This is a genomic window from Streptomyces sp. P9(2023) (genome assembly GCF_032436795.1).
In the GTDB taxonomy this organism is placed as follows: Bacteria; Actinomycetota; Actinomycetes; order Streptomycetales; family Streptomycetaceae; genus Streptomyces.
Genome location: NZ_JAUPWM010000001.1, coordinates 356,192 through 381,960, shown reverse-complemented (window position 1 = coordinate 381,960; position 25,769 = coordinate 356,192). Strand labels below are relative to the sequence as shown.

The window sequence follows — 25,769 nt, the reverse complement described above, 5'->3', positions numbered from 1 at the left end:
GGCGACTGACGGTCGTTGCTGAATTTCCGTCAAATGCTTGCACCCACGTACCGGTCCGCAAGCGTGGTGATCTTAGCACCGGGCGCGAACAGGTGACCGATCGTCAGGAGGGGCCCCGATGGTGGCCTTTGGCGGGTTTCCCCCTTGTGCTCGACAGTCCGCCGCAGCGCCGTGTCCGTACACCCCAGGTTCATCGGCGAGTCACCGTCTCGGCCCCTGGACGTGATCTCTCGTACAACCCTTTCCCCTGGTCAGGTGGCATGACGGTGGCTATGCGCCCAAGCGCGTGGCAACCGGTTCTTCCCAGGAGGAAGCTTGGTTTCCGTACGTACTCCGCGCCGCCGCGTCGCCGCCTCGGTGGCCACCGTCCTCGCCGTGACCCTCGGCGCCGGGGGTGCTGACCGTCCCCGCGGCCGTGGCGGTCCCGGGCGCGGTCTCCGCCCCGTCGGCCGGGACGTCCCAAGTCCAGGACGGCGTGGCCCGGATGGAGTTCAACTCGGAGGTCCTGAGCGCCGGCACGGCCGGCTTCCTCTCCGAGAACGAGGGCACCGGCGACCCGATCTACTGGACGAGCTACGCCGACGGCACGACCTCCCGGATCGGCTTCACGGAGACGGTCGGTGGGGACCTGTACCTGGAGGAGAACACCAGGTCCGCCGTGAACATGGCGACAGGCGCCACGTTCACTCTCCCCGGGAGCAATACGGACGCGATGGGCATCGCGGGTCGGGCCGTCTTCACCACCCTGAGCCCTGAGTCCGGTGCCACGCTGTGGACGCACACCGCCACCGCCAGCCGCCAGGTCACCGGCCTGCCCGCCGGCGCCAAAAGGGCGACGGCACCTTCACCGGCCGCATCCGCGTCGGCGGCGGCTGGGGCCGCTACAGCGAGCTGATCGGCTCCGGCGACTACGACGGCGACCGGAAGAACGACCTCATCGCCTACGAGCCGGCCACGAAGACCTTCGCGGGCACGGGTGTCCGGGACACCCCCTTCGACCTGCGGCGCGTCAGCACGAGCCTGTTCAAGGGCGGTTCGTTCAACCAGCTCGGCTGAGCAGGAGGCCGACCCCGTCGTACACCCCTAGGGGTGCGGGCGCCGTTCGAACACGACGTCGCGCGCGGTGTCCAGGGCTATGGCCAGGGCGCCGTGCAGCACCGCGTCCTCGCCGAGGGTGCTCGCCGCGACGCGAGGGCGGATCGGGGTGAGGGTCCGCAGGGTGCCGCGTACCGTACCCAGCAGCAGATCCGCGCTGTGGCCGACGCCGCCGCCCAGCACCACGAGGTCGGGGTCCAGGACAGCGGACACGGCGGCCACGGTGTGGGCGAGACGCTCGCCCTCCAGCTCGACCGCCTTCACACCCGCCGGGTCGCCGGCTCGGGCCGCGTCGAAGACGTCCTTCGCGGTGAGGGGCCCGGTCGTGCCGTGGGCCCGCGCCGCCGCGACCACCGCGTCGCCCGCGACCTGCTCCTCATGGGTCCCCGGGCCCTTGCACTCGGGCCAGGGCAGGAAGCCGATCTCGCCCGCGCCGCCGTGCGCGCCGGTGAAGAGCCGGCCCTCGCTCACGACGCCCATGCCCAGGCCGGTGCCGATCATCAGGTAGACGAAGAGCCTGCTGCCCGCGCCGACGCCGACCGTGTACTCGCCGAGCGCCGCGAGGTTGGCGTCGTTGTGGACGGCCAGCGGCAGGCCGAGCCCCTCGCGCATCCGGTCGAAGAGTCCCGGGCGCCCCCAGCCGGGCAGATGCTGCGCGAGCCGGACCCTCCGGCGCTCCTCGTCGTACACGCCGGGCGTACCGACGACGGCCTGGACGACCTTGTCCGGTGCGACCCCCGAACTGCCCACCAGCTGCCGGGCGGTGTCGACCACCAGGTCCGCCATCGGCCCTGAGGTCCGGGCCTGGTTGCGGACCTCCGTACGGGCCACGACCGTGCCGTCGAGGTCGGACAGGGCGACGCGCAGCCAGGCCCGGCCGATGTCGATGCCGAGCGCGTAGCCGGCGGTCGGATCGGGGGCGTAGAGCACGGCGGTCCGGCCGCGTTCGGGCGTGTGGACACCGGCCTCCCGGACGAGTCCGGTCTTCTCCAGCGAGGCAAGGACGCTGGACACCGTGGGTTTGGACAGTCCCGTGGTCCGGGCGAGCTGGGCCCGGGAGGCGGGCCCGCCCGAGCGCAGCAGGGCGAGCAGCAACCGTTCGTTCCCGCTGCGCAGGCGCTGCGGGTTCCAGATCGCCTGCTCTCCACCCTCGTCTTTGCTGGTCATCCGGTCATTCTGGCGCACGGCGGGACCCCTCCCGGCACGCGATTCCTGATGGTCCGGGCGAGCGCGTGACCGCGTGAGCGCGGGGTGGTTGCACTGCACGGCACTGCGCTGAACTTCACTTCATGGCCGAACGGCCAGGGCCACGGCCGCGACGTGTGTGGGGCCGACGGGGATGTCGGTGATGTGCCAGCCGGGCAGCCGGGCCGCGCAGGGCTCGGCCGAGCCCAGGTAGTCGAGGGCGAGCCCGCGGCTCAGTCCCGTACCGATGCCCTTCAGATACGCCTCCTTGCGGGCCCAGGTCCGGGCGAAGGCACGGGGGCGGTCCGGCAGCGGCCACGCCGTCAACTCCTGTGTCTCGCGCGGGTGCAGGCTCGGCGCGATCTCGGCGACCGTCTCCGGGGTCGGGACCTTCTCCACGTCCACCCCGACCGGGCTCGCCGCGAAGGCGAGCAGCCCGAGCCCGTCGGTGTGCGACAGGGAGAAGTGGATCGGGTCGCCCTCGACCGCGGGCCGTCCGTGCGGCTCACCGCACCGGACACACGGCCGGCGCACCAGCGGGACGTCGCGGGGGCTCATCCCCAGATAGGCCCCGAGCAGGACGCGCAGCCCGACGTGCACCTCGACGTACGTACGGCGGTCCGAGCCGTTGCGGAACCCCCTGGCGGTGGCCACCTCCCCGGCGTCCAGCACGCCGGCGCGCTCCGCGTCGACCTCGTCGTCCGGCGTCCTGGCGAGCCACACGTGCGGCGCGTCGCCGGGGCCGGGCGGCGGAAGCGGGTCCTGCCGTGAGACGCGGGGGAGCGGGCGCGGCGGGGTCGTCATGGCGACAGTCTATGAAGTCGCGACCCGTAGACTTGACCGGGTTCGAGGACGGGTGCGTTGGGGGGAAGGCGTGGGGATGGGCATGGCGCGGGTCACGGCGGTGAGCAGGAACGGGACGTACTCCTTCAGCAAGCCGAACTGCCCGGACATCACCCTGCTCGCCGGCCTCGGTGTCGAGGGTGACGTGCACGCGGGGGAGACGATCCGGCACCAGTTCCGTATGACGTACGAGCCGGACCTGCCGAACCTGCGCCAAGTGCACCTGATGCACGAGGAACTCTTCGACGAACTGGCCACCAAGGGCTTCGCCGTCGCGGCGGGCCAGCTCGGCGAGAACGTCTCCACCCGGGGGATCGACCTCCTCGGCCTGCCCACCGGCGCCCTGTTGCACCTCGGTGCGACGGCGGTCGTCGAGGTGACGGGCCTGCGCAACCCGTGCTCGAAGATCGACCAGTTCCGCACCGGCCTCCTGAAGGAGGTCTTCGAACTCGACCCGACGACAGGGGACTTCTCCTTCAAGTCCGGGATCATGGGCGTCGTCCGGCACGGCGGCACGGTCCGCCCGGGCGACCGGATCGACGTCGAGCTCCCGCCGGGTCCGCACCGACCGCTGGAACGCGTGTAGGTCCTTAGGCCCTTAGGCCCTTAGGCCCTTAGGTCCGTAGGGCCTTAGGGCCATGTCCGACGGACGCATGGGCCGACTTGCCCCGCGCCGCCTACTTGGTCTTCAGCCGCCCCAGCGGCTCGGTCTCTTCCGCCAGTGCGGTGGCCGCCGCCTGCCAGCTGTTGTCCCCGGGGTGGAGGGCGCTGCGCAGGAAGGCCGTGCTGAGCCGCTGGATCAGGGCGACGCGGGCCGGACTCTCGTCCGTCGTCTCGGCGACCTCGTAGCCGGATATGCCGCCGAGCGAGTGCTCCGCCCCGAACAGCGTGAGGAGGCTCTTGTCGCCCGGGCTGTACGTGTAGGGGTCGGTGAACCAGTCCGGTCCGCGCGTGGAGAGATGGGACTGGTCCTTGTCCCCGGCGACGATGAGCGCCGGCGCGGTCATGGTGGCGAAGGACGGCCTCATGAAGGGGAGGTGCTCCGCGGCGAACGGCGTCAGGTCGTCGCCCAGGCCGGTCAGTGCGAGCAGCACGCCCGCCGTGACGCGCGGGTCGGACAGGTCCTCGCCGGGTACGCCGTCGGAGTCGAGGACCCGCGCGCCCAGCAGCGTGCTCGCGGTCTGCGCGCCCCAGGAGTGGCCGGCCACGGCGACACGGCCGCGGTCGACGCGCCCGCCGAGCCCGGGCACGGCGGCTTCCAGAACGTCGAGTCCGTCCAGGACGCGCGTGAGGTCCTCGATGCGGATGCGCCAGATCCGCGGCGTACGGGGATCCTCGGCGGGCAGGCCGAGCGTCCTGGAGTCGAGGTGGGTGGGCTGCACGACCACGAAGCCGTGCGCGGCCCAGTGGTCCGCCAGCGGTGCGTAGCCGTTCATCGACCAGCCGAAGCCGTGCGAGAAGAGGACGACGGGCAGGTCGCGGCCGGTCGCGGGGGCGGACACCCGAACCTGGAGGTCCTCGCCGCGGCCCGGCGCGGACAGGACGACCGGCTTGACGGAGACCAGCGCTGTCGTGGGCTTCGATACGGATGCGGATACGGATGCGGATACGGATGCGGCTGCGGACATGGAGGTGCCTTCCGATCAGTGCTTTCGCAGACGTGGGTTCGCCGAGGGGCGGGAGAGGGCGGGCGTCACGGACTGGTCGCCCGCGTTCCGGTCTGCCATGATGAGTGAAACGGAACGTTGCTCCGCTAACGATACGGAACACGGTTCCGCTTCGCAAGACCGGCGATGGGAAGGGAGTGCCGCGGTGCACGACAGCGGCCAGGGTCCGGGCAGTTCGGCCAGGTCCCCACGCAAGGACGCCCGGCGCAACCAGCAGATCCTGCTGGACGCGGCCGCAGCGGTGTTCGTCTCGTCGGGCGTGGAGGCGCCGGTGCGCGACATCGCGGCCAAGGCGGGCGTCGGGATGGGCACGATCTACCGGCACTTCCCCACCCGGGCGGACCTCGTCATCGCCGTCTACCGTCACCAGGTCGACGCCTGCGCCGAGGCCGGCCCCGCCCTGCTTGAGAGCGCCGCATCTCCGCACGCCGCGCTGGGGCGGTGGGTCGACCTCTTTGTCGACTTCCTGGTGACCAAGCACGGCCTGGCCGCCGCGATGCAGGGGGACGGCGCCGGCTTCGACGCGCTGCACGCCTACTTCCTCGAACGCCTCGTGCCGGTGTGCACCCAGCTCCTCGACGCCGCCGTCGCCTCGGGCGAGATCCGCCCCGACCTCGATGCCTATCAACTCATGCGCGGCATCGGAAACCTCTGTATCGGTGCCGAGAACGACCCGCGCTACGACGCGCGCCGCCTGGCCGCGCTCCTCGTCGCGGGCCTGCGCCGCCCGAGCTGACGACGACGATCCGAACGAAGGCGGGGCCGTACGTAGCTGCCCCTGCCCGGATCGGGCAGCCGCCGACGGCCGCTGCCCATGCGCCCTGGCCTTCGTGGCGGACGTCACGCGTGACGCCGTCTGTTGAGTGTGCGCGGTCAACTCTATCGTTAGGAAGGTTTCCGAACGAACCCAGTCAGGGGAGGACGCGTGCAACGCGCGAGACTGCTCCGACGGTCAGGGCATGCCCTGTTGGCCTTATTGGCCACCATCGCGACTCTGATCCTCGGGACCGGAACGGCCTTCGCCCAGATACCCATTGGGCAGCCGATGACCGGCCGGATGACCCACTACAACGACAGGGGCTACGGCGCCTGCGGGACGCAGATCGACCCGACGACCCAGGACCTCGTGGCCGTCTCCGCCGCCTGGTGGACCGCCGCCAATCCGAACAACGACCAGCTGTGCGCGGGCATTTCGGTCGAGGTCAGCTACGGCGGCAAGACCATCACCGTGCCGGTCAGGGACAAGTGCCCGTCCTGCGCATCCACTCACATCGACCTCAGCGAGACCGCCTTCCAGCAGCTAGCTCCGCTGGGCACCGGCCTGGTGCGGGACATCACCTGGAAGTTCGTCGGCTCCGGCGGCGGCGACCCGGATCCCGCCCCGCCCCTGCCCGCGCCCGCCGGTCGCACTGGGCGGTCTGGCGCGACGACGGCCCCTGCGCCTGACGCCTGAACTCCTGAACTCCTGAACTCCTGAACGCCTGACTCAACTGTGTCCGCCGGTCCGCCCGTTCGGGCCGGCGGCCTCGCCATGTCGTTGGCGAATCGATCCGCCAACCGGAGCGATCAACTCCCCAGGAGATTAAGCCTGGTTGAGACGATCTTCTGGGGCGCGCGCGGGGGGTTTCCGGATCACTGGAACCGGCGCGTTCGACACCGTGCGCCGGTCGGCAGCCGTTGCGGTACGTAGTCATGCAAATTCATACTGTCATCAAGCTCCCCGGTGCCTCCCTCTTCCGTCGGGGAGCACTCCCGCGTGTGTAGGTGTCCCAGCAAGGAAGTGGAGTGTTATGCCCCGGTTCTCGGCGCGCGATGTCCTGGCCGTGACCGCTCAGCCGGTCCTGCTGCTCGCGGTCGCGGCCGTCTTCCTGCTCACCGAAGGGCGCGGATGGGAGCCGGGGCAGGCCATCCTGCTGTTCCAGTTCTCGGTGCTCGGATACCTCGTGCTGCTCGAGTTCCTCATCCCGTACGACCGCTCCTGGCAGCCCGGGCGCCGGGAGTGGGGGTGGTACGCCGTCTACTACGTCCTCACCGCGCTCGGCGGCACCCTGGGGCAGCACCTGGTGATGTTCGGCGTGGGCAAGGTCGCGCCCCGGGGCGGGTGGCTTCCGCTGTGGGCCGAGATACCCGTCGCCCTGCTCCTCGGCTCGCTCGCGAGCTACGCGGTGCACCGCGCGGGCCACACCTACGCGTGGCTGTGGCGGCTGCACGGCGTGCACCACGTCCCCACCAAGGTCAACGCCGGCAACAACGGGGTCAACCACGTGCTCGACGTCGTCATCTCCCAGGGCTTCGTCCAACTGGCCCTGGCAACGGTCGGGTTCTCCGAGCGGACGGTGTTCGCGGTCGGTCTGTTCGTCGTCGCCCAGGGGTACTTCGTGCACGCCAACATCCGCGTACGGCTCGGGCGGCTGAACCACGTCCTCTCCGGGCCCGAGCAGCACCGGCTGCACCACAGCACCGACCTCTCCGAAGCCGGGCACTACGCCTCCGACCTGTCCGTCTGGGACCGGGTGTTCGGCACGTTCACCTGGCGTCCCGGCCGTGAACCGGAGTCCGTCGGACTGACCGATCCCGGCGCCTTCCCCGACACCGGCGCCGTCCTGGCCACGCTCGTCCACCCGTGGCGGCGCTCCCGCTCCACCGTCTGACGGGTCACGTCCGCGGGTCTCCCGTACCCGGGGTCCTACCGGGGTCCGTCCCGGGTCCGACTCCGGGGTCCTATCCGGAGTCTGTCTCGGGGGCCTGTCCCGGGGGTCCGTCCCTGGGCCTGCCCTCCCCGGACCCGTTCCGCGGGCCCCCGTGTCCCCAACGAGGCTCTCTCCCCGGGCCGTTCTGCCTTCGGCCGCTTCTCGCTCGCTTCGTCTCCTTTCCTTTCGTCTCTTCTTTTCTCTCATCACGCGAATCAAGGGACCGCTCATGCCTGAATCGCCTCGCCATGCCCATGTGACCTCGGCCGCGCTCCCCAGGCGCGCCGAGAAGATCGCGATCATCGGGATCGGCTGCCGCTTCCCCGGCGGCGCGAACGATCACCGCGAATTCTGGCGCAACCTGGTCGACGGGAAGGACTGCATCACGCCCACCCCGCTCGACCGCTACGACGTCGCCTCGCTCGGCAGCCGGGACAAGTCCAAACCCGGTCGGCTCGTCGGCGGGCGCGGCGGATACATCGACGGGGTCGACGAGTTCGACCCGGAGTTCTTCGGGATCAGCCCCCGTGAAGCGCACTCCATGGACCCGCAGCAGCGCAAGCTGCTCGAAGTGAGCTGGGAGGCGCTGGAGGACGGCGGACAGAAGCCGGCCGAGCTCGCCGGACGCGACGTCGGTGTCTTCGTCGGCGCGTTCACGCTCGACTACAAGATCCTGCAATTCGCCGACCTGCGGTTCGACACCCTGGGTGCGCACACCGCGACCGGCACGATGATGACGATGGTGTCGAACCGGCTCTCGCACTGCTTCGACTTCCGGGGCCCCAGCCTCTCCGTCGACTCCGCGTGCAGCTCCTCGCTCGTCGCCGTGCACCTCGCCTGCGAGAGCCTGCGGCGGGGCGAGAGTTCGCTCGCCCTGGCCGGCGGCACCCTGCTGCACCTGACGCCGCAGTACACGATCGCCGAGACCAAGGGCGGCTTCCTCTCCCCGGAGGGCCGCTCGCGCACCTTCGACGCGGACGCGAACGGCTACGTCCGCGCCGAGGGTGTCGGGATCGTGGTCCTCAAGCGGCTCTCGGACGCGGTACGGGACGGGGACCGGATCCACGCCGTCGTCACCGAGACCGGCGTCAACCAGGACGGCCGGACCAACGGCATCACCGTCCCCAGCGCCGACGCCCAGGTCGAGCTGATCGAGCAGGTCTGCGCACGGGCCGGCATCACGCCCGGAGACCTCCAGTACGTCGAGGCGCACGGCACGTCCACGCCCGTCGGCGACCCGGTCGAGGCGGGCGCGCTCGCCCGGGTCCTCGCCATCGGCCGTAAGGCGGGCGACGCCTGCTACGTCGGATCGGTCAAGACGAACATCGGGCACACCGAATCCGCCGCCGGCATCGCGGGGCTCATCAAGACCGCGCTCAGCCTCAAGCACCGGCTCATCCCGCCGCACATCAACCTGGAGCGGATCAACCCGGCGATCGACCTGGCGGCCGCACCGTACGAGATCCCCGACCGGCTCACCCCCTGGCCCGCGCACGACGGAGCCGCCCGCGCCGGGGTCAACTCCTTCGGCTTCGGCGGTACCAACGCCCACGTCCTGCTCGAAGCCCCGCCCGCCCCCGCCGAGGTGCCGGAGCCCGCTGACACCGAGAACCCGCTGCCCTCCGTGCTGCCGCTCAGCACCCGTGACGCCGGCGTCCTGCCCGTACTCGCCGAGGCCGTCCGCACCGAACTGGCCACCCCCGAAGCGGACGCGTCCCTGCCCGACCTGGCGTACTCCCTCGCCCGGCGCCGCCAGCACCACGACGTCCGGCTGTCCGTGGTCTACGGCTCGCCCGAGGAGCTCGACGAGGCGCTGGCGGCGTACGGCAGGGGCGAGGAGCACCCCCGCGTCCTGCATGGCAAGCGGCGCGAGGGCCGGCCGGTCGAACCCGTCTGGGTGTTCACCGGCATGGGCCCCCAATGGTGGGCGATGGGGCGGCAGTTGTTCGCGACCCGACCCGTATACCGGGAGGCCGTCGAGGCCGTCGACCGGGAGATCGCCGCCCAGGCCGGCTGGTCCCTCGTCGCCGAGCTGAACGCGACCGAGGACGCCTCCCGCATGGCGGAGACCTGGCTGGCCCAGCCCGCCAACTTCGCCGTCCAGGTCGGCCTGGCCGCGCTCTGGCGCGCGCACGGGGTCCACCCCGCCGCCGTCGTCGGCCACAGCACGGGCGAGGTCGCGGCGTTCTACGAGGCCGGGGTGTACAGCCTGCCCGACGCCGTACGGATCGTGCTGCACCGCAGCCGGCTCCAGAACCGGCTGGCCGGCGCCGGCACCATGCTCGCCGTGGGCCTGCCCGAGGCGGAGGCGCTGCGCCGCGCCGCGCCCTTCGGCGACCGGCTGTCCGTCGCCGCCGTGAACAGCCCGGGCGCGCTGACCCTCGCCGGTGAGGAGGACGCGCTCACCGCGTACGCCACCTCCCTGCGCGCCGACGGTGTGTTCGCCAAGCTCCTCGACGTACAAGTGCCGTACCACTCCGCCGCGATGGAGGCAGTCAAGGACGAACTCCTCGCCGAACTCGCCGACATCGAGCCGCGCCCCGCCCGCCTGCCGCTCTACCTGACGGGACGGGAAGGCCGGGCCGAAGGCCCCGAACTCGACGCGGAGTACTGGTGGCACAACGTGCGCGACACCGTCCGCTTCCGCTCGGCGGTCGACGCGCTCGCCGCGGACGGCTACCGCACGTTCCTGGAGATCGGACCCCATCCCGTCCTCGGCCACTCCATCAGGGAGTGCTTCGACCATGCGGACCACGTGGACCACCCGGCTCACCCGGCCGAGGCCACCGTCACCACGCTGCCGTCGATCCGCCGCGCCGAGGACGAGACCCTCCGCTTCACCACCTCGTTCGCCGCCCTCCACACCCTCGGCTGCCCCGTCGACTGGAACGCCCTCCATCCGCGGGGCCGCTCCGTGCCCGTGCCGCGCTACCCCTGGCGGCGCGACCGTTACTGGGCCGAACCCGAGCCCGTCGCGCAGGTACGCCTCGGGCAGATGGACCACCCCCTCCTCGGCCGGCGCCTGGCCACCGCCGAGCCCGCCTGGGAAGCGGCGCTCGACGTCGAGACGCAGCCCTACCTCGCCGACCACCGCATCCAGGGGCGGACCCTGTTCCCCGCCGCCGGATACATCGAGATGGCGACCCAGGCGGTACGGGCGGTGACCGGAGCCGACGATGTCGTGCTCGGCGACATCGAGCTGCGCAAGGCCCTCTTCCTGCCCGACGACGCTCCCCGGGCCGTCCAGTTGTCGCTCTCCGCCCGGTCCGCCGCCTTCACGGTGGCGACCGGCGGCGGCGACACCGCCACGGTCCACGCCTGTGGAGTCGTCCGCACCGGAACAACCGCGACCGGCCGCACGGCCCTGGACCTGGCGGCGATCCGCAAGCGCGGCGAGCAGCTCCTCGACGCCACCACGGCCTACGAGACGCTGGGCGCGCGCGGCTACCACTACGGACCCGCGTTCCAGGGCATCGCCGAAGTCTGGCGGGGACGTGGCGAGCACGGGCGGGGCGAGGCGCTGGCGCTGATCCGGCCGCCCGCGTGCGTCGGCGACGGCGCGGCCGGACACCAGCTGCACCCGGTCCTCCTCGACGCCTGTTTCCAGACCCTGCTGGTCGCCGGGCTCGGGCTCACGGACCAGCGGAATTCCGGTACGGGCATCCTGCTGCCGCTCTCCGTCGAGGAGGTACGGACGACGCCTATCGGCGACCGGCCTCTGTGGGCCCACGCCACCATCACCCGGCGCGAGGACGACGAACTCGTCGGAGACATCGCCCTCTGCACCGAGGAGGGCGAGCCCGTCGGCCACGTCCACGGCTTCCGCGCCGCGGACGTCGAGCAGGCGTCGGCGACGGTCGGACTCGCCACCATCGACGGCTGGCTCGCCGAACTGACGTGGACCGAGGCGCCGTTGGAGGCCGAGCCAGAGACCCAGGACCCCGGCAGCGTGCTGCTGTTCGCCGACCGGCCCGGGGGAGTGGCGGACGCGCTCGCGGAGCTCGTCACCGCGCACGGCGGGACCTGCCACCTCGTCCGGCCGGGCGAGGCGTACGCCTTCGACTCGGCCGGGACCTGCTCGGCGGTCACGCCCGGCAGCGCCGACGACCTGCGGCGGCTCCTCGCCGAGCTGGCCGCCCGCGACGGGCGCCCCGTCGGCACGGTCGTCCACCTGTGGAACCTGGACCTCCCCGCGCTGGACGCCACCGCCCGCGCGCACCTCGACCAGCACAGCGCTCTCGGCGCCTACTCGGTCGTCGCGCTCGCGCAGGCCCTACGGGAGGACCCCGGGCAGCTCGCCGCGCCCGCCGCCCTGCACCTGGTCACCCGGGGCGCGCAGGCGGCGGTGCCCGGCGACGCGGTGGAGCCCCTCGGTGCCCCCGTCTGGGGCATCGGCCGCGTACTACGGCACCAGGAACTGACGGCGCACACCGGCACGTTGATCGACCTGGAGGGGGGCACGTCAGGAACAGCCCCCGAGGCCGACGCCCACGCCCTCCTCCGCGAGGTCCTCGCGCCTGTGGCCCCCGCCCACCCGCAGGACGAGGTCGCCCTGCGGGGAGGCCGGCGGCTCGTCAGTGGCCTCGCCCGCCCCGAGGGCCTCACCCGCCCCCTGGGGCCCCGGCTCCGCCCCGACGGCGCCTACCTGGTGACCGGGGCGTTCGGCGCGCTCGGCCGGCTGCTGTGCCGCTACCTCGTCCGCCAGGGCGCCCGCCACCTCATCCTGGTGGGCCGTACCGAACTGCCCGACCGTGCCACCTGGCGGGCCCTCGACCCGGAGGCCCCGGCCGGCTCGGGGGCCCGGTTCGTCAAGGAGCTGGAGGCCCTCGGCGCCCACCCCGTGCACGCGGCCCTCGACATCGCCGACGAGCCCGCGCTCACCGCGTGGCTGGCCGACTACCGGGACCGGGACGCCCCTCCCGTACGCGGGGTGTTCCATCTCGCCGGGCACGTACGGGACATCCCGGTCCAGGACATGGACCGCGCCTCCTTCGACGCCGTCCTCGCCCCGAAGGCCGCCGGCGCCTGGCTCCTGCACCACCATCTGCGCGACGAGCCGCTCGACCACTTCGTCCTCTTCTCCTCCGTCGCCGCGCTGCTCACCACCACCGGGCAGACCAACTACGCCGCCGGCAACGCCTTCCTCGACGCCCTCGCCCACCATCGCAGGGCCCAGGGCCTGCCCGCCCTCAGCCTGAACTGGGGCCCGTGGGCCACCGGCATGATCGAGGAGCTGAGCCTGGTCGAGCACTACCGCACCGTCCGGGGCATGAGCTCGCTCTCCCCGGCCGCCGGAACGGCCGTCCTGGAGCGGGTCTTCGGCCAGGACCGGGCCCAGCTGCTGATCGCCACGATCAGCGACTGGAAGACCTTCCTGGCCTGGTACCCGGCCCCGCCCCCGCTGGTCACGGGCCTCGCCGCCGAGGCCGCGTCCTCATCGAGCGTAGGCGGAGGCGAGGAACACGGCGACTATCTCGCCCGCTTCGTCGCCGCAGACGGCGAGGAGCGCGGTCGGCTCGTCGCCGACCACTTCCTCGCCCCCGCCGCGACCGTCCTCCGCGTGGGCGTCGACCGGATCGACCCCGACGCCGGCCTCGGCGAACTCGGTCTCGACTCGCTCCTCGCCATGGAGCTGCGGGCCCGGATCCAGGCCGAGACCGGTGTCGCGCTGCCTGTCGTGGCGCTGCTCAGCGGTGCTCCCGTACGGGAGTTGATCGCCCAGCTGCACACCGCCACCGAGACGCTCGCGGCCCAGGGAGCTGGGCCCGAGGGCAGCGACGCGGTGACGATCGAGCTGCACGAGGACGCGAGCCGCCACCCCCTCACCCAGAACCAGAAGGCGCTCTGGTTCCTCAAGCAGCTCAACCCCGACGGCTTCGCGTACAACATCGGTGGCGCCGTCGAGGTCCGTACCGTCATCGAGCCCGAGCTGATGGCCACGGCCGTCCGCACGCTCGTCGCCCGCCACCCCGTCCTGCGGGCCAACTTCGTCCTGGAGGACGGCCGGCCGGTGCAGACCGTCTCCGACACCATGGAGCCGGACTTCGAGGTCTTCGACGTCGAGGGCCTGCCCTGGGACGAGATCCGCGAGCTGATCGTCGCCGAGTACCGAAGGCCGTACGACCTCGCCCGCGACCCGCTGATGCGGTTCCGGCTGTTCCGGCGCGGCCCCGACCGCTGGGTGATCATGAAGGCGGTCCACCACATCGTCTCGGACGCCATCTCCACCTTCACCTTCATCGAGGAACTGCTCGCGCTCTACGAGGGCATGCGCGCGGGCCGGCCGGTCGAGCTGGAGCCCGTCCCGGCCCGGTACCTCGACTTCCTCAACCGGCAGAACCGCTTCCTGGCCTCCCCGGACGCCGACCGCATGCTGGAGTACTGGCGCGGGGCGCTACCCGCCGAGATCCCGCCGCTCGCGCTGCCCACCGACGGGCCCCGGCCGCCGGTGCAGACGCACAACGGCGCGTCGGAGTTCTTCGTCCTCGACGAGGAGCTCAGCGCCCGGGTGCACGCCCTGGCCCGGGAGCACGGTGTCACCGCCTTCATGGTGCTGCTGTGCGCCTACTACCTGCTGCTGCACCGGCACTCCGGGCAGGACGACCTCGTCGTCGGCAGCCCGGTGACCGGCCGCACCGACGAGGAACTCGCCTCCGTCTACGGGTACTTCGTCAACCCGCTGCCGCTGCACGTGAACCTGGCCGGCGAACCGACCGTCGGCGAACTGCTCGCCCAGGTCCGCCGGACCGTTCTCGGCGGCCTCGACCACCAGGAGTACCCGTTCGTGCTCCTCGTCGAGAAGCTGGGCCTCCAGCACGACCCGAGTCGCTCGGCGGTCTTCCAGGCGATGTTCATCCTGCTCGCCCACAAGGTGTCGTCGCAGCAGTACGGATACCACCTCGACTACATCGAACTCCCCGAGGAGGAAGGGCAGTTCGACGTGACACTCTCCGCCTACGAGGACGAGGCCGAGCGCCGCTTCCACTGCGTCCTGAAGTACAACACCGACCTGTTCCGGCCTCAGACCGTCCGCCGCATGGCCGACCACTACCGCACGCTCCTCGACGCCCTGACCCGCGCCCCCGGCGACCGGCCGGTCGCCGCGCTCGACATGCTCGGCGCGCACGAGCGCCACGAAATCCTGCACGGCCGGGGCGCCCGCGGGCCGGAGATCGCCCAGGACCGTCCCGTACACCTGCTCTTCGCGGAGGCGGCCGCCCGCACACCCGACGCGGTCGCGGTCACCGTGCCCGCCGCCGGGACCGTGGGCGCGTCCCGCCACCTGACGTACGGCGAGCTGGACCGGGCCTCCGGAGCGCTCGCCCGGCGGCTCCGGGGGCGTGGGGTCGGCCCCGGTGACGTGGTCGCCGTCTGCCTGCCGAAGTCGCCCGAGCTGATCGTCGCGCTGCTCGCGGTATGGCGCGCGGGCGCCGCCTACCTGCCGCTCGACCCAGGCCACCCGGTCGACCGGCTGGCGGCCATGACGGGCCACGCGGGCGCGAGCCTGGTCATCACCGAGCCCGACGGCCCGGAGCGGCTCGCCATGCTCGGAACGGAATTCCTCACGGACGTGCTCGCCGGGAGCGCCGAGGGAACACCGGCCGACACGCCCGACGGCCCCAACACACCCGATGACCCCGACACCCCCGCGTACGTCATCCACACCTCGGGCTCGACCGGCCGCCCCAAGGCCGTCCGCGTCTCGCACCGCGCCCTGGCCGCCCTCTACGGAGCCTGGCGCGAGGAGTACGGTCTCGCCGCCGCGCCCGGGGTCCATCTCCAGCTCGCCGCCGTCTCCTTCGACGTCTTCACCGGCGACCTCGTCCGCGCCCTCTGCTCGGGAGGCCGGCTCGTCCTCGCCGACCGCGAGCTGCTGCTCAACACGGCCCGGCTGTACGAGGCGATGACCGCCGAGGGGGTCGACTGCGCCGAGTTCGTGCCGGCCACGGCCCGCGCCCTGACGGCCCACTGCGAGGAAGGCGGCCACCGGCTCGACTTCATGCGCCTGCTGATCGTCGGCTCCGACACCTGGAAGGTCACGGAGTACGAACGGCTTCGGCGGCTCTGCGGCGAGGAGACCCGCGTCATCAACTCGTACGGTCTGACCGAGGCGACCGTCGACAGCGCCTGCTTCGACGGCCCCACCGACGGGCTCGACCCGAACGGCACCGTCCCCATCGGTGCGCCCCTGCCCAACTGCGTCCTGCACGTCCTGGACGCCCGCCAGGAGCCGGTACCGCCCGGCGTCGTCGGCGAACTGTGGGTCGGCGGGCCCGGCCTCGCCCTCGACTACGCGGGCGACCCCGAGCAGACCGCCCGGCGCTTCGTCCCCCTCACCCTCGACCGCGATCCGGACGCCGCCCCCGAGCGGCTCTACCGCACCGGTGACCTGGCCCGCCGGGACGACCGGGGCCGGATCCACCTGCTCGGCCGCGCCGACGCCCAGATCAAGCTGCGCGGCCACCGCATCGAACCCGGCGAGATCGAGTCCCTGCTGCTCGAACTCCCCGGCATCGCCGAGGCGTTCGTGACCGTCCGTACGGGAGTGACGGGCGAGGCGGCGCTCTGCGCGTACGTCGTCGGGACGCCCGAAGACCACCAGAACGCGCCGGACCCGCTCGCCCTGCGCCGTCATCTCGCCGCCCAACTCCCCACGTACCTCATCCCGGCCCATCTGACGGTCCTGGACGCGCTGCCCCTGACCCCGAACGGCAAGGTCGACCCGGCCGCGCTCCCCGCGCCCACGGCCGACGCCGGCGAGGAGGACCACGAACCGCCCGTGACGCTCTACGAGGAGCGGGTCGCCGCCCACTGGAAGGCGGTGCTCGGGCTCGAACGGATCGGCCTGCGCAGCGACTTCTTCGCCTCCGGCGGCAGCTCCATCACCCTCATCGAACTCATCCACCACCTCCAGAAGGAGTTCGGCATCGCCATCCCGGTCGGCCTGCTCTTCAAGGTCACCACGCTGCACGGCATGGCCCGCACGGTCGAGGACATCGTCACCGGCCGCGTGGACGGCACCCTCCCGCACCTCACGTTCAACCCGGGCGCGGGACCGGCTCTGTTCTGCTTCCCGCCGGCCGGTGGCCACGGCCTGGTCTACCGCCACTTCGCCGCGCACCTGCCCTCGTACGAGCTGATCGCCTTCAACCATGTCGACGGCGACAAGACCGGCCGCTACGCGGACCTGGTCGAGGAGCTCCGGCCCACCGGCCCCTGCCCGCTGCTCGGCTACTCCCTCGGCGGCAACCTCGCCTTCGAGGTCGCCAAGGAGCTGGAGCGGCGGGGCCGCGAGGTGCCGCACGTCGTGATCCTGGACTCGTACCGGATCGAGGAGGCGTACGGCATCGGGGCGGAGCACGTCGAGGCCTTCGAGCACGAGCTCCGCGACCACATGCGCCGCCACACCGGTTCCGAGACCGTCACCGCGCAGACCCTCCGGCAGGCCAGGGACTACCTGGAGTTCTGCGGCCGGACCCCGAACCTGGGGACGGTGACCGCGGCCGTGACGGTGATCGCCGACGAGGCGAAGGCGGAGCTGTACGCGGTGGGCCTGCGTGGCAGTTGGGCCGCCGCCTCCACCACCGGCAACCGACTGGTGCGCGGTTCGGGGCCGCACGCGGAGATGCTCGACGAGAAGCCGGCGGCGCGCAACGCGGCGCTCGCCCGGGCCGCCCTCGACGACGACATCGCCGCCGCCGCGCGGGAAGGCGTCACGTTCCTGACGGCGACGTGCCCCGGGGCCTCCACCGAGGGGGAGTCCGATGTCGCGTGAGAAGCGGCCCGTATGGGAGCGGCGGGAGTCCCGGGCGCCGGGCGAGGCGCCCCGGGTGATCGTCATCGGCGGTGGCATCGGCGGGCTCTCCACCGGTGTGTATGCGCAGATGAGCGGCGCCGAGACGCGGATCTTCGAGCGGCATGTGCTGCCCGGCGGCTGCTGCACCGCCTGGTCGCGCCAGGACTACGTCTTCGACTACTGCATCGAGTGGCTCACCGGCACGGGCCGCGGCAACGACGCGGCCCGGCTCTGGCGGGAGTTGGGCGCGCTCGACGGCAAGTCCATCGCGAACTTCGAGATGTTCAACACCGTCACCGACGAGACCGGCCGCTCGGTCACCTTCTACAACGACCCCGACCGGCTCGAAGCGCACCTCCTGGAGCTGTCGCCCGCCGACGCTCGCCCCATCCGGGCGTTCTGCCGGGACCTGCGGCGCTTCACCCGGATCAACCTCTACCCGTTCATGACCCCGTCGCCGCTCCAGTCCCCGCGCGAGCGCCTCGCGACGCTCCGGGAGGTGCTGCCCGCGTTCGTGCTGCTGTGGCGGACGGCGGTGACCCGGATGGAGACCTTCTGCGAGCGGTTCCAGGACCCGCTGCTGCGCCGGGCGTTCCCGTTCATCTTCTTCCAGGACCACGAGGTCTTCCCGCTGCTGCCGTACCTGTTCAACATGGCCAGCGCCTACCACCTCAACGCCGGTTTCCCGCAAGGTGGTTCGCTGGGACTGGCCCGCTCCGTGGAGGACCGCTACACGGCGCTGGGCGGGCGGATCGACTACCGGGCCCGGGTGGAACGGATCCTGGTGGAGAACGACCGCGCGATCGGCGTCGAACTGCGCGGCGGTGAACGGCACTTCGCCGACCACGTGGTGGCGGCCTGCGACGGCCCCACCACCATCCACGGCCTGCTCGGCGGCCGCTACACCAGCCCGCGGGTCGAGGAGCTGTTCTCACAGCTGGCCGAGAGCCCGGACGTCCTCTACCCGGGGGTCGTCTCCGCCTTCGTCGGTCTGAAGGACGAGCTGGATCCCACTGCCCGGCACAGCACCACCTACCTGCTCTCCGACGAGGACAGCAAGGCCCTGCCGGGCGTCCTGCAGAACAGCCTCGTCGTGCAGATGCGCTCCCGCTACTCCGACGGCTTCGCCCCGCCAGGCAAGTCCGTCGTCCACTGCACGTACTTCAGCGACTACGACTCCTGGAAGGCGCTGCGGCGTACCGACCGCAAGGCCTACTGGGCGCGGAAGCAGGAGGTCGCCGACTTCGTCCGGGGCTTCCTGGAGCGGCACCACCCGGGGATCGGCCAGGCCATCGAGGTCGTCGACGTGGCGTCCCCGGTGACCACCGAGCGGTACACGGGGGTGCACGGCGGCTCCATCCTCGGCTGGAAGTCCTTCACCAAGGCCGACGACGTCATCACCGCCCTGATCAACAAGGACCGGATGCGGCTGCCGGGCCTGGCCGGGCTCTCGCTGGCGGGCCAGTGGTTCGGTGGCGGCAGCCTGATCCGCGCCGCCGCCAGCGGCCGGTTCGTCACCCAGTACCTGTGCAAGGACCTCGGCCTGGAGTTCCGGGCCTGGGAGTCCACCGACACCACGCCGTGGCACCCGGGCCGGCTCGGCCGGCTGCCGCAGCTCGAATCCCGCAGGGTCAGGTGACCACCGTGACGAAGACTCGACGCCCCCAGCGCTCGCAGCGCCGGGAATCCATGATCATCATCGGTGGGGGCCTCGGCGGCCTCTCCACCGGTGCGTACGCCCGGATGAACGGCTACCGCACCCGGATCTTCGAGATGCACGAGATCCCGGGCGGCTGCTGCACCGGCTGGGACCGGGGCAACTACACCTTCGACGCGTGCATCAGCTGGCTCCTCGGCAACGGCCCCGGCAACGAGATGCACCAGATCTGGCTCGAACTCGGGGCGCTCCAGGGCAAGGAGATGCGTCACTTCGACGTCTTCAACACGGTCCGGGGCGCGGACGGCCGGGCCGTCTACTTCTACTGCGACCCGGACCGGCTGGAAGCGCATCTGCTGGAGCTTTCGCCCGCCGACGCCCACCCCGTCCGGGCCTTCTGCGCGGGCCTGCGCAAGTTCATCGCCTGCCTGCCCTCGTACCCCTTCCTCAAGCCCGTGCCGCTGATGACCCGCCGCGAACGCTGGCGGATGCTGGCCGGCTTCGTCCCGTACTTCAACCTCTTCCGCACCTCGATGACCACGCTGATGACGGAGTACTCGACCCGCTTCAAGGACCCGCTGCTGAGGGAGGCGTTCAACTACATCCTGTACGAGAAGCACCCCGGCTTCCCGGTCCTGCCGTTCTACTTCCAGATGGCCGCGCAGGCCCACCGGTCGGCCGGCGTCCCCGAGGGCGGCTCGCTCGGCCTGGCCCGCTCCATCGAGCAGCGCTATCTGCGGCTCGGCGGCGAGATCACGTACAACGCCCTGGTCGAGGAGATCCTGGTCAAGGACGACCGTGCGATCGGCGTCCGGCTCGCCAACGGCGAGGAGCACTACGCCGACATCGTCGTCTCCGCCTGCGACGGCCCGGCCACCCTCCTCAAGCTCCTCGACGGCCGCTACCTGGACGACGACTACGCGACGCTCTACCGGGAGACCCTGCACCAGCCCGGCATGGTCTTCCCCGGCTACGTCAGCGTCTTCCTCGGTCTGCGCCGCTCCTTCCCGGACGCCGAACCGACCACCACTCACCTGCTGGACGACGCGACGGCCGCACGGCTCACCGGCATCCGGCATCCGAGCCTCAACATCCAGTTCCGCAACCGGTTCTACCCCGAGCTGTCGCCGGACGACACGACCGTCATCTACGCCACCTACTTCTCCGACACCGCGCCCTGGCGGGAGCTCGCCGAAGGCCCCGAGCGGCTCACCCGCCCCCGCCGGGGAACCGAGCTGCACACCCTTCCGGTCCGGCGCGGCAAGGCGTACGCCCTCGCCAAACGCCGTACGCGGGACGCCGTCGTCGACTTCCTCGACGCCCGCTACCCCGGCCTCAAGGACTCCGTCGCCGTACGGGACACCAGCACGCCCCTCACCCAGATCCGCTACACGGGCAGCTACGAGGGGACGTTCCTCGGCTGGCAGCCGTTCGTGGAGAGCGGCGAGGCGATGGAGGAGCTGGTCAAGAAGAACGGCCCCGTCCTGCCGGGCCTGCGGAACTTCTACCTCTCCGGGGTGTGGGCCACGACCGGCGGCCTGATCCGGGCCGCCGCGGCCGGCCGCCAGGTCATGCAGTTCGTCTGCCGGGACGACGGCCTCGACTTCACGGCCTCCGTCGACACCAGCGCACCCCTGCCGACGCACGTCCTCGTCCCGGTGGGCCCGGACGGCCCGCAGGCACCCCTGGCACCCCTCAGCCGAGAAAGGCTCCTCCCATGACCGCGACCCCCCTCCCGTACCCCTTCTGGACCGACGAAGGGCTCGGACTGTCCACCGGGTACACGCCGCTGCGCGGCCGGCCGCTGACCCGGGTCCGCCTGCCGTACGGCGACGAGGCCTGGCTCGCCACCGACTACGAGGACGTGCGCGCCGTCCTGTCCGACGCCCGCTTCTCCCTCGCCGAGTCCCTGCTGCGCGACCATCCCCGCATCGACCCGACCCCACGCGCGGGCGGTGGCCTCATCGCCCTCGACCCACCCCGGCACACCCATGTACGTGCCCTGCTGGCCAAGGCGTTCACCGCCCGCCGGATGGAGGGACTGCGCGCCCGCATCCGCGAGGTGGCCGACGGGCTGCTCGACCGGATCGAGGACGCCGGGCCCCCGGCCGACCTGGTGGAGGACCTGTCGTTCCCGCTGCCGATGACGATGATCTGCGACATGGTCGGCGTCCCCGCCCGCGATGTGCCCTCCGTACGGGCGTGGGCGGACGTCATCTGCGCCGGGGACGTGCCGGCCGAGACCGTCGAGCAGCAGGGGAAGGACTTCTTCGGCCGGATGCACGGCTGGATCGAGGAACGCCGCCGGAACCCCGCCGACGACCTGCTCACCCTCCTCGTCCGCGCGCACGACGAGGACGGCGCGCTCACCGAGGAGGAGTTGCTCGGCCTGCTCGGCGAGCTCCTCATCGCGGGCTTCGTCACGACCACCAACCAGATCGCCAACTTCTTCGCCGTCCTGCTGATCCCGGGGGAGGCCGGGGGAGACGGGAAGGAGTGCCTCACCGCACTCCGCTCCCGGCCCGAACTCATCCCCCGAACGGTCGAGGAACTCCTGCGCTACGTACCGCTGTTGAACGGACTGACCCTGCCCCGTTACGCCCTGGAGGACGTGGAACTGGGCGGCACGGTCGTCCGCGAGGGCGAGGCCGTCGTGGTCTCCCAGGCGGCCGCCAACCACGACCCCGCCGTCTTCCCCGACCCCGACCGGCTGGTCCTGGACCGGCCGGGCGCCGCGCACATCAGCTTCGGCCACGGCATCCACTACTGCCTGGGCGCGCACCTGGCCCGGCTGGAACTCCAGATCACCCTCGAACGCGTCACGACCCGCCTTCCCGGGCTGCGCCTCGCGGTCCCGGAGGGCGAACTGCGCTGGCGATCCCGGGAGTTCTTCAGCGGCCTGAGGTCGTTGCCCGTCACCTGGTGAGGCGGGTTGAGTACGCGTACTCATGGCAGGGCGGTCGGCGTGGGCGAATCTGATGCCCACACCGACGACAGGAGCCACCACCATGTCCAAGCCCGCGATGTCCACGCCCCGCCCCGCCGCACGGCGCGGCCGGCGGACGACCGTCGCCGCCGCCGTCACGGCGGTGGCGGCGGCCTGGGTGCTGACCGGCTGCGCCTACGAGGAGGACATCTGCAGCAGCGGCGAGTACCCGGTGATGACCGTGGGCGCCACGGGTTCCGCGTGCGTGCTGAACGAGGAGCAGCCGCCGGAGGGCTACACCCGCTACCCCGAGGGCAAGGTCCCGCTGAAGGTCGACGACAAGTGGGACATCTACTGGAACACCCACACGCTCGACAAGGACGGCAAGATCATCGACGCCCCGTAGGCCGCCCGAGCGCCCTTGGGGCCCGTCACGTCGCGTTGAGCGCCGTCGCCGGGCCCCGCTTCCCCCGACGACGGGGCCGTGAGCGCATCGCTTCGACCGGCGGCGTGAGCTCGCCGGGTCACAGCGCCGCGTACGCCGCCTCGACCAGGGCCATCTTGCGGGGGTCGTCCGCGATGCGGGGGCCCATGCGGTTCATCACGTAGCCGAGCGAGAGCCCCGCCTCCGGGTCCGCCAGGCCGCAGGAGCCGCCGAAGCCGTCGTGGCCGAAGGCGCGCGGGTTGGGGCCGTACGACGCGTTCGGGCCGCTGAGCCAGAGGCCGAGGGCGCACTCCGTGTCGTGGGCGAAGCCCGCGCCCAGCACCAGGTCACGGCAGGAGCCCTGCCCCTCGCGGGCCCGTTCGGCGGCCCGCTCCGAGAGGACCACCCGCTCCCCGGACCGGCCGCGCCGCGCGAACACGCCGTACAGCCCCGCGACCGCGCGAGCCGTGCCGTGACCGTTGGCCGCCGGCACCTCCGCCGCACGCCACGGCGCGCTGTTCGCCTCCGTCGCGCCGACCGGCGGGTTGGCCAGGGCGGCCTGTGCGGCGGGATCCAACTGGGCGAAGAGAGCGGCCTGTTCACTGGAGGAGGCGACCCGAGGGTGCACCAGTTCGGCCGCCCGCGGCGCCTCCTTCTCCGGGAGGCCGATGGTGAAGTCGAGGTCCAGCGGCCCGGTGACCTCCTCGTGGAGGAAGGCGCCGGGCAGCTGTCCCGTGACACGCCGGATCACCTCGCCGACCAGGAAGCCGTACGTGAGCGCGTGGTATCCGGAGCGCGTGCCGGGCTCCCACCACGGCTCCATCGCGGCCAGCCGGGCGGTCGTCGTCTCCCAGTCGTAGAACTCCGCGAGCGAGAGCGGCTCGCGCAGGCCGGAAAGCCCCGCGCGATGCGAGAGGAGGAACCGTACGGGGAGCGTCTCCTTGCCCGCCGCGCCGAACTCGGGCCAGTACGTGGCGACCGGCGCGTCCAGGTCGAGCAGCCCGCGGTCCGCGAGGAGGTGGGCGCAGAGCGCGGTCGCGCCCTTGGTCGTGGACCAGACGTTGACCACGGTGTCGCGTTCCCAGCGGCGGGTACGGGCGGCGTCCGCCCAGCCGCCCCACAGATCGACCACCGTCTCGCCGTGCACCTGGACCGTCACCGCGGCGCCGAGTTCGTCCCGGTCACGGAAGTTGGCCTCGAAGGCGTCCCGTACGGCGGCGAAACGCGGGTCGCACTGCCCTTCGATCGTGGCGGCCGGCGAACGGACCGGGTCGGGCTCGGACATGGGGCCTCCAGGGGCGCTCGGCGCGTGGCAGTCCCCGCAACATACCGACTGGTCGGACCGGCGGGAAGGGTGTGTACCGACCCCGCGCGGCCACGCGGCCCCGCCGCGCCACGTTCGCCCGGTCGGGCCCCCCGGGTTGCCGAGACGGACGGCGGCGCGTTCCGTGGAGCCGAGTCGACGAGCCGTACCGGACCCACGAGCCGCGCGCGGCGGAAGCGAGGTCCTTCGTGCCCGGCTACCCACCGATCGCGGACCACGGACTGATCGGCGACCTCCAGAGCGCCGCGCTGATCTCCGCCGGCGGCGCCGTCGACTGGTTCTGCGCGCCCCGCTTCGACTCACCCAGCATCTTCGCCGCCCTCCTCGACCGGGAGCGCGGCGGCCACTTCACCATCGCGCCCGCCGGCGACGACGTGACCGTCCGTCAGCTGTACATCCCCGACACGGCCGTCCTGATCACCCGCTTCCTCACCCCGGAGGGCGTCGGCGAAGTGGTCGACTTCATGCCGGTGGACGAGCGGCCGGGAGTGGCCACCGACCGGCACCGCATGGTCCGCGCCCTGCGCGTCGTACGCGGCACGCTCACCTTCGACGTGCAGTGCCGGCCGCGCTTCGACTACGGCCGCGCCCGGCACACCCTCACCCTCGACGGTGACGCCGCCACCTTCCACGGCCCCGGCCTCGACGTGCACCTGCGCAGCTCCGTCCCGCTGGACGCGGACGGCCAGGACGTCCGCGCCACCGTCACCCTCCGGCAGGGCGAGCGGGCCGGGATCGTCCTGGAGACCTCCTCCCCGGGAGCCCCCGCCCCCGCGCCCGTCACCGCGCCGACGCTGGAGGAGGAACTGCGCGGGACCCACGCCTTCTGGCACCTGTGGATCCGCCGCTGCCGCTACCGGGGCCGCTGGCAGAACATGGTCAACCGGTCCGCCATCACCCTCAAACTGCTCATCTACGCCCCGACCGGCGCCCCGATCGCCGCCGCCACCATGGGCCTCCCGGAACAGGTCGGCGGCGAGCGGAACTGGGACTACCGCTACACCTGGATCCGCGACGCGTCCTTCTCCGTCCGCGTCCTGCTCGACCTCGGCTACGTCGAGGAGGCCGACGCGTTCCGCCGCTGGCTCGGCGAGCGCGGCCGCGCGCCCCGCCCGCCCGGCAGCGAGCCCATGCAGATCATGTACCGGATCGACGGCGACCCCGAACTGTCCGAGGAGATCCTGGAGCACCTGTCCGGCTACCGCGACTCCGCTCCCGTACGGGCCGGGAACGGGGCCGCGGGCCAGCTCCAGCTCGACATCTACGGCGAGTTCGCCTACGCGATGACCCACTCCCCGGACCTCGCCGACCTCGCCGGCTACCAGGCCTGGAAGGGGTTCGCCAAGCTCCTCGACTGGCTCGCCGACAGCTGGGACCGCCCCGACGAGGGCATCTGGGAGACCCGGGGCGGCCGGAAGGACTTCACGTACAGCCGGCTGATGTGCTGGGTGGCCCTCGACCGCGGCATCCGCCTCGCCACCCAGTACGCCCGCCCCGCCGACCTGCCGCGCTGGATCGCGCAGCGTGACGCGATCCTCACGCAGGTGATGGAGCGCGGCTGGAACGCCGAGCGCGGGGCGTTCGTCCAGCACTACGACAGCGAGGTGCTCGACGCGTCCCTGCTGCTCATGCCCCTGGTCGGCTTCATCTCGCCGAAGGCGCCCTCGTGGCTGTCCACCCTGGACGCGATGGACCGCGAACTCGTCACGGACAGCCTCGTCTACCGCTACAACCCCGAGGCGTCCCCCGACGGCCTGCGCGGCTCCGAGGGCACCTTCTCGCTCTGCAGCTTCCTGTACGTCGAAGCGCTGGCCCGGGCGGGCCGCCTCGACCAGGCGCGTTACGCGATGGACAAGATGCTCACGTACGCCAACCACGTAGGCCTCTTCGCCGAGGAGATCGGCCCGACCGGCGAGCAGCTCGGGAACTTCCCGCAGGCGTTCACCCACCTCGCCCTGATCACGGCGGCCATGGCCCTGGACGAGGAACTGGACAGGGCCCACGACGCCTGGAACCCGCCGCGATGACCGCCTCGACGCCTACGACGGCGGGCCCCCAATACCGCCCCTTCCCGGCCATGCGCAAGGCGTCCACCAGAAATTCCACCGTGACGGACTAGACTGGCGGGCTGTTTGGCGTCGGAACGGAACAACCTGGGCAGA

15 protein-coding genes are annotated in these 25,769 nt (G+C 72.1%); 11 read left to right on the top strand and 4 right to left on the bottom strand.

Annotated features, from left to right (window positions below):
• The first annotated feature begins 771 nt into the window (after positions 1-771).
• Positions 772-1,056 (top strand): hypothetical protein, encoded by a 285-nt coding sequence (locus Q5762_RS01690; protein WP_315890064.1) that lies wholly within the window; start codon positions 772-774, stop codon positions 1,054-1,056.
• A 27-nt stretch (positions 1,057-1,083) separates the two neighbouring features.
• Here the strand turns inward: Q5762_RS01690 and Q5762_RS01685 are convergent, their stop codons facing one another.
• A complete protein-coding gene (locus tag Q5762_RS01685; protein WP_315890063.1) occupies positions 1,084-2,262 on the bottom strand; it encodes an ROK family transcriptional regulator in 1,179 nt (392 codons plus the stop codon).
• A 120-nt stretch (positions 2,263-2,382) separates the two neighbouring features.
• On the bottom strand, positions 2,383-3,084 hold the full coding sequence (locus Q5762_RS01680; protein ID WP_315890062.1) for a 4'-phosphopantetheinyl transferase superfamily protein: 702 nt from the start codon (positions 3,082-3,084) through the stop codon (positions 2,383-2,385).
• An 82-nt stretch (positions 3,085-3,166) separates the two neighbouring features.
• On the opposite strand from Q5762_RS01680, the gene Q5762_RS01675 reads away from it, so the two are divergent.
• Positions 3,167-3,709: an MOSC domain-containing protein gene (locus Q5762_RS01675; protein ID WP_315890061.1), complete on the top strand. Its 543-nt coding sequence runs from the start codon at positions 3,167-3,169 to the stop codon at positions 3,707-3,709.
• Positions 3,710-3,800: 91 nt separating this feature from the next.
• Here Q5762_RS01675 and Q5762_RS01670 read toward each other — a convergent pair whose 3' ends face one another.
• The gene (locus Q5762_RS01670) at positions 3,801-4,751 is read right to left on the bottom strand and encodes an alpha/beta fold hydrolase (RefSeq protein ID WP_315890060.1); all 951 of its coding nucleotides are present in this window, start codon (positions 4,749-4,751) and stop codon (positions 3,801-3,803) included.
• Positions 4,752-4,935: 184 nt separating this feature from the next.
• Between Q5762_RS01670 and Q5762_RS01665 the strand changes: the two genes are divergently transcribed.
• From Q5762_RS01665 to Q5762_RS01630, 8 genes are all read left to right on the top strand, one after another.
• A complete protein-coding gene (locus Q5762_RS01665) occupies positions 4,936-5,526 on the top strand; it encodes a TetR/AcrR family transcriptional regulator (protein ID WP_315890059.1) in 591 nt (196 codons plus the stop codon).
• A 189-nt stretch (positions 5,527-5,715) separates the two neighbouring features.
• Entirely contained in the window at positions 5,716-6,243 is a 528-nt protein-coding gene (locus Q5762_RS01660; protein WP_315890058.1) for a cysteine/serine endopeptidase inhibitor, read from the top strand.
• Between the two features lie 337 nt (positions 6,244-6,580).
• Positions 6,581-7,441 carry a sterol desaturase family protein gene (locus Q5762_RS01655; protein WP_315890057.1) on the top strand — a complete coding sequence of 287 codons (861 nt, stop codon included), beginning with the start codon at positions 6,581-6,583 and terminating at the stop codon, positions 7,439-7,441.
• A 268-nt stretch (positions 7,442-7,709) separates the two neighbouring features.
• Entirely contained in the window at positions 7,710-17,255 is a 9,546-nt protein-coding gene (locus Q5762_RS01650) for a non-ribosomal peptide synthetase/type I polyketide synthase (RefSeq protein WP_315890056.1), read from the top strand.
• Entirely contained in the window at positions 17,245-18,915 is a 1,671-nt protein-coding gene (locus Q5762_RS01645; protein WP_315890055.1) for an NAD(P)/FAD-dependent oxidoreductase, read from the top strand. Before Q5762_RS01650 ends, Q5762_RS01645 begins: the two co-directional genes overlap by 11 nt.
• 50 nt (positions 18,916-18,965) lie before the next feature.
• Entirely contained in the window at positions 18,966-20,654 is a 1,689-nt protein-coding gene (locus tag Q5762_RS01640; RefSeq protein ID WP_315890245.1) for an NAD(P)/FAD-dependent oxidoreductase, read from the top strand.
• Positions 20,651-21,859, top strand: a complete 1,209-nt coding sequence (locus Q5762_RS01635) for a cytochrome P450 (RefSeq protein WP_315890054.1) — start codon at positions 20,651-20,653, stop codon at positions 21,857-21,859. The genes Q5762_RS01640 and Q5762_RS01635 overlap by 4 nt, the downstream gene beginning before the upstream one ends.
• 82 nt (positions 21,860-21,941) lie before the next feature.
• A complete protein-coding gene (locus Q5762_RS01630; RefSeq protein WP_315890053.1) occupies positions 21,942-22,265 on the top strand; it encodes an SCO0607 family lipoprotein in 324 nt (107 codons plus the stop codon).
• 118 nt (positions 22,266-22,383) lie between these two features.
• Here Q5762_RS01630 and Q5762_RS01625 read toward each other — a convergent pair whose 3' ends face one another.
• Positions 22,384-23,568 (bottom strand): serine hydrolase domain-containing protein, encoded by a 1,185-nt coding sequence (locus tag Q5762_RS01625; protein ID WP_315890052.1) that lies wholly within the window; start codon positions 23,566-23,568, stop codon positions 22,384-22,386.
• 227 nt (positions 23,569-23,795) lie between these two features.
• On the opposite strand from Q5762_RS01625, the gene Q5762_RS01620 reads away from it, so the two are divergent.
• A complete protein-coding gene (locus tag Q5762_RS01620; protein WP_315890051.1) occupies positions 23,796-25,634 on the top strand; it encodes a glycoside hydrolase family 15 protein in 1,839 nt (612 codons plus the stop codon).
• Positions 25,635-25,769: the final 135 nt, after the last annotated feature.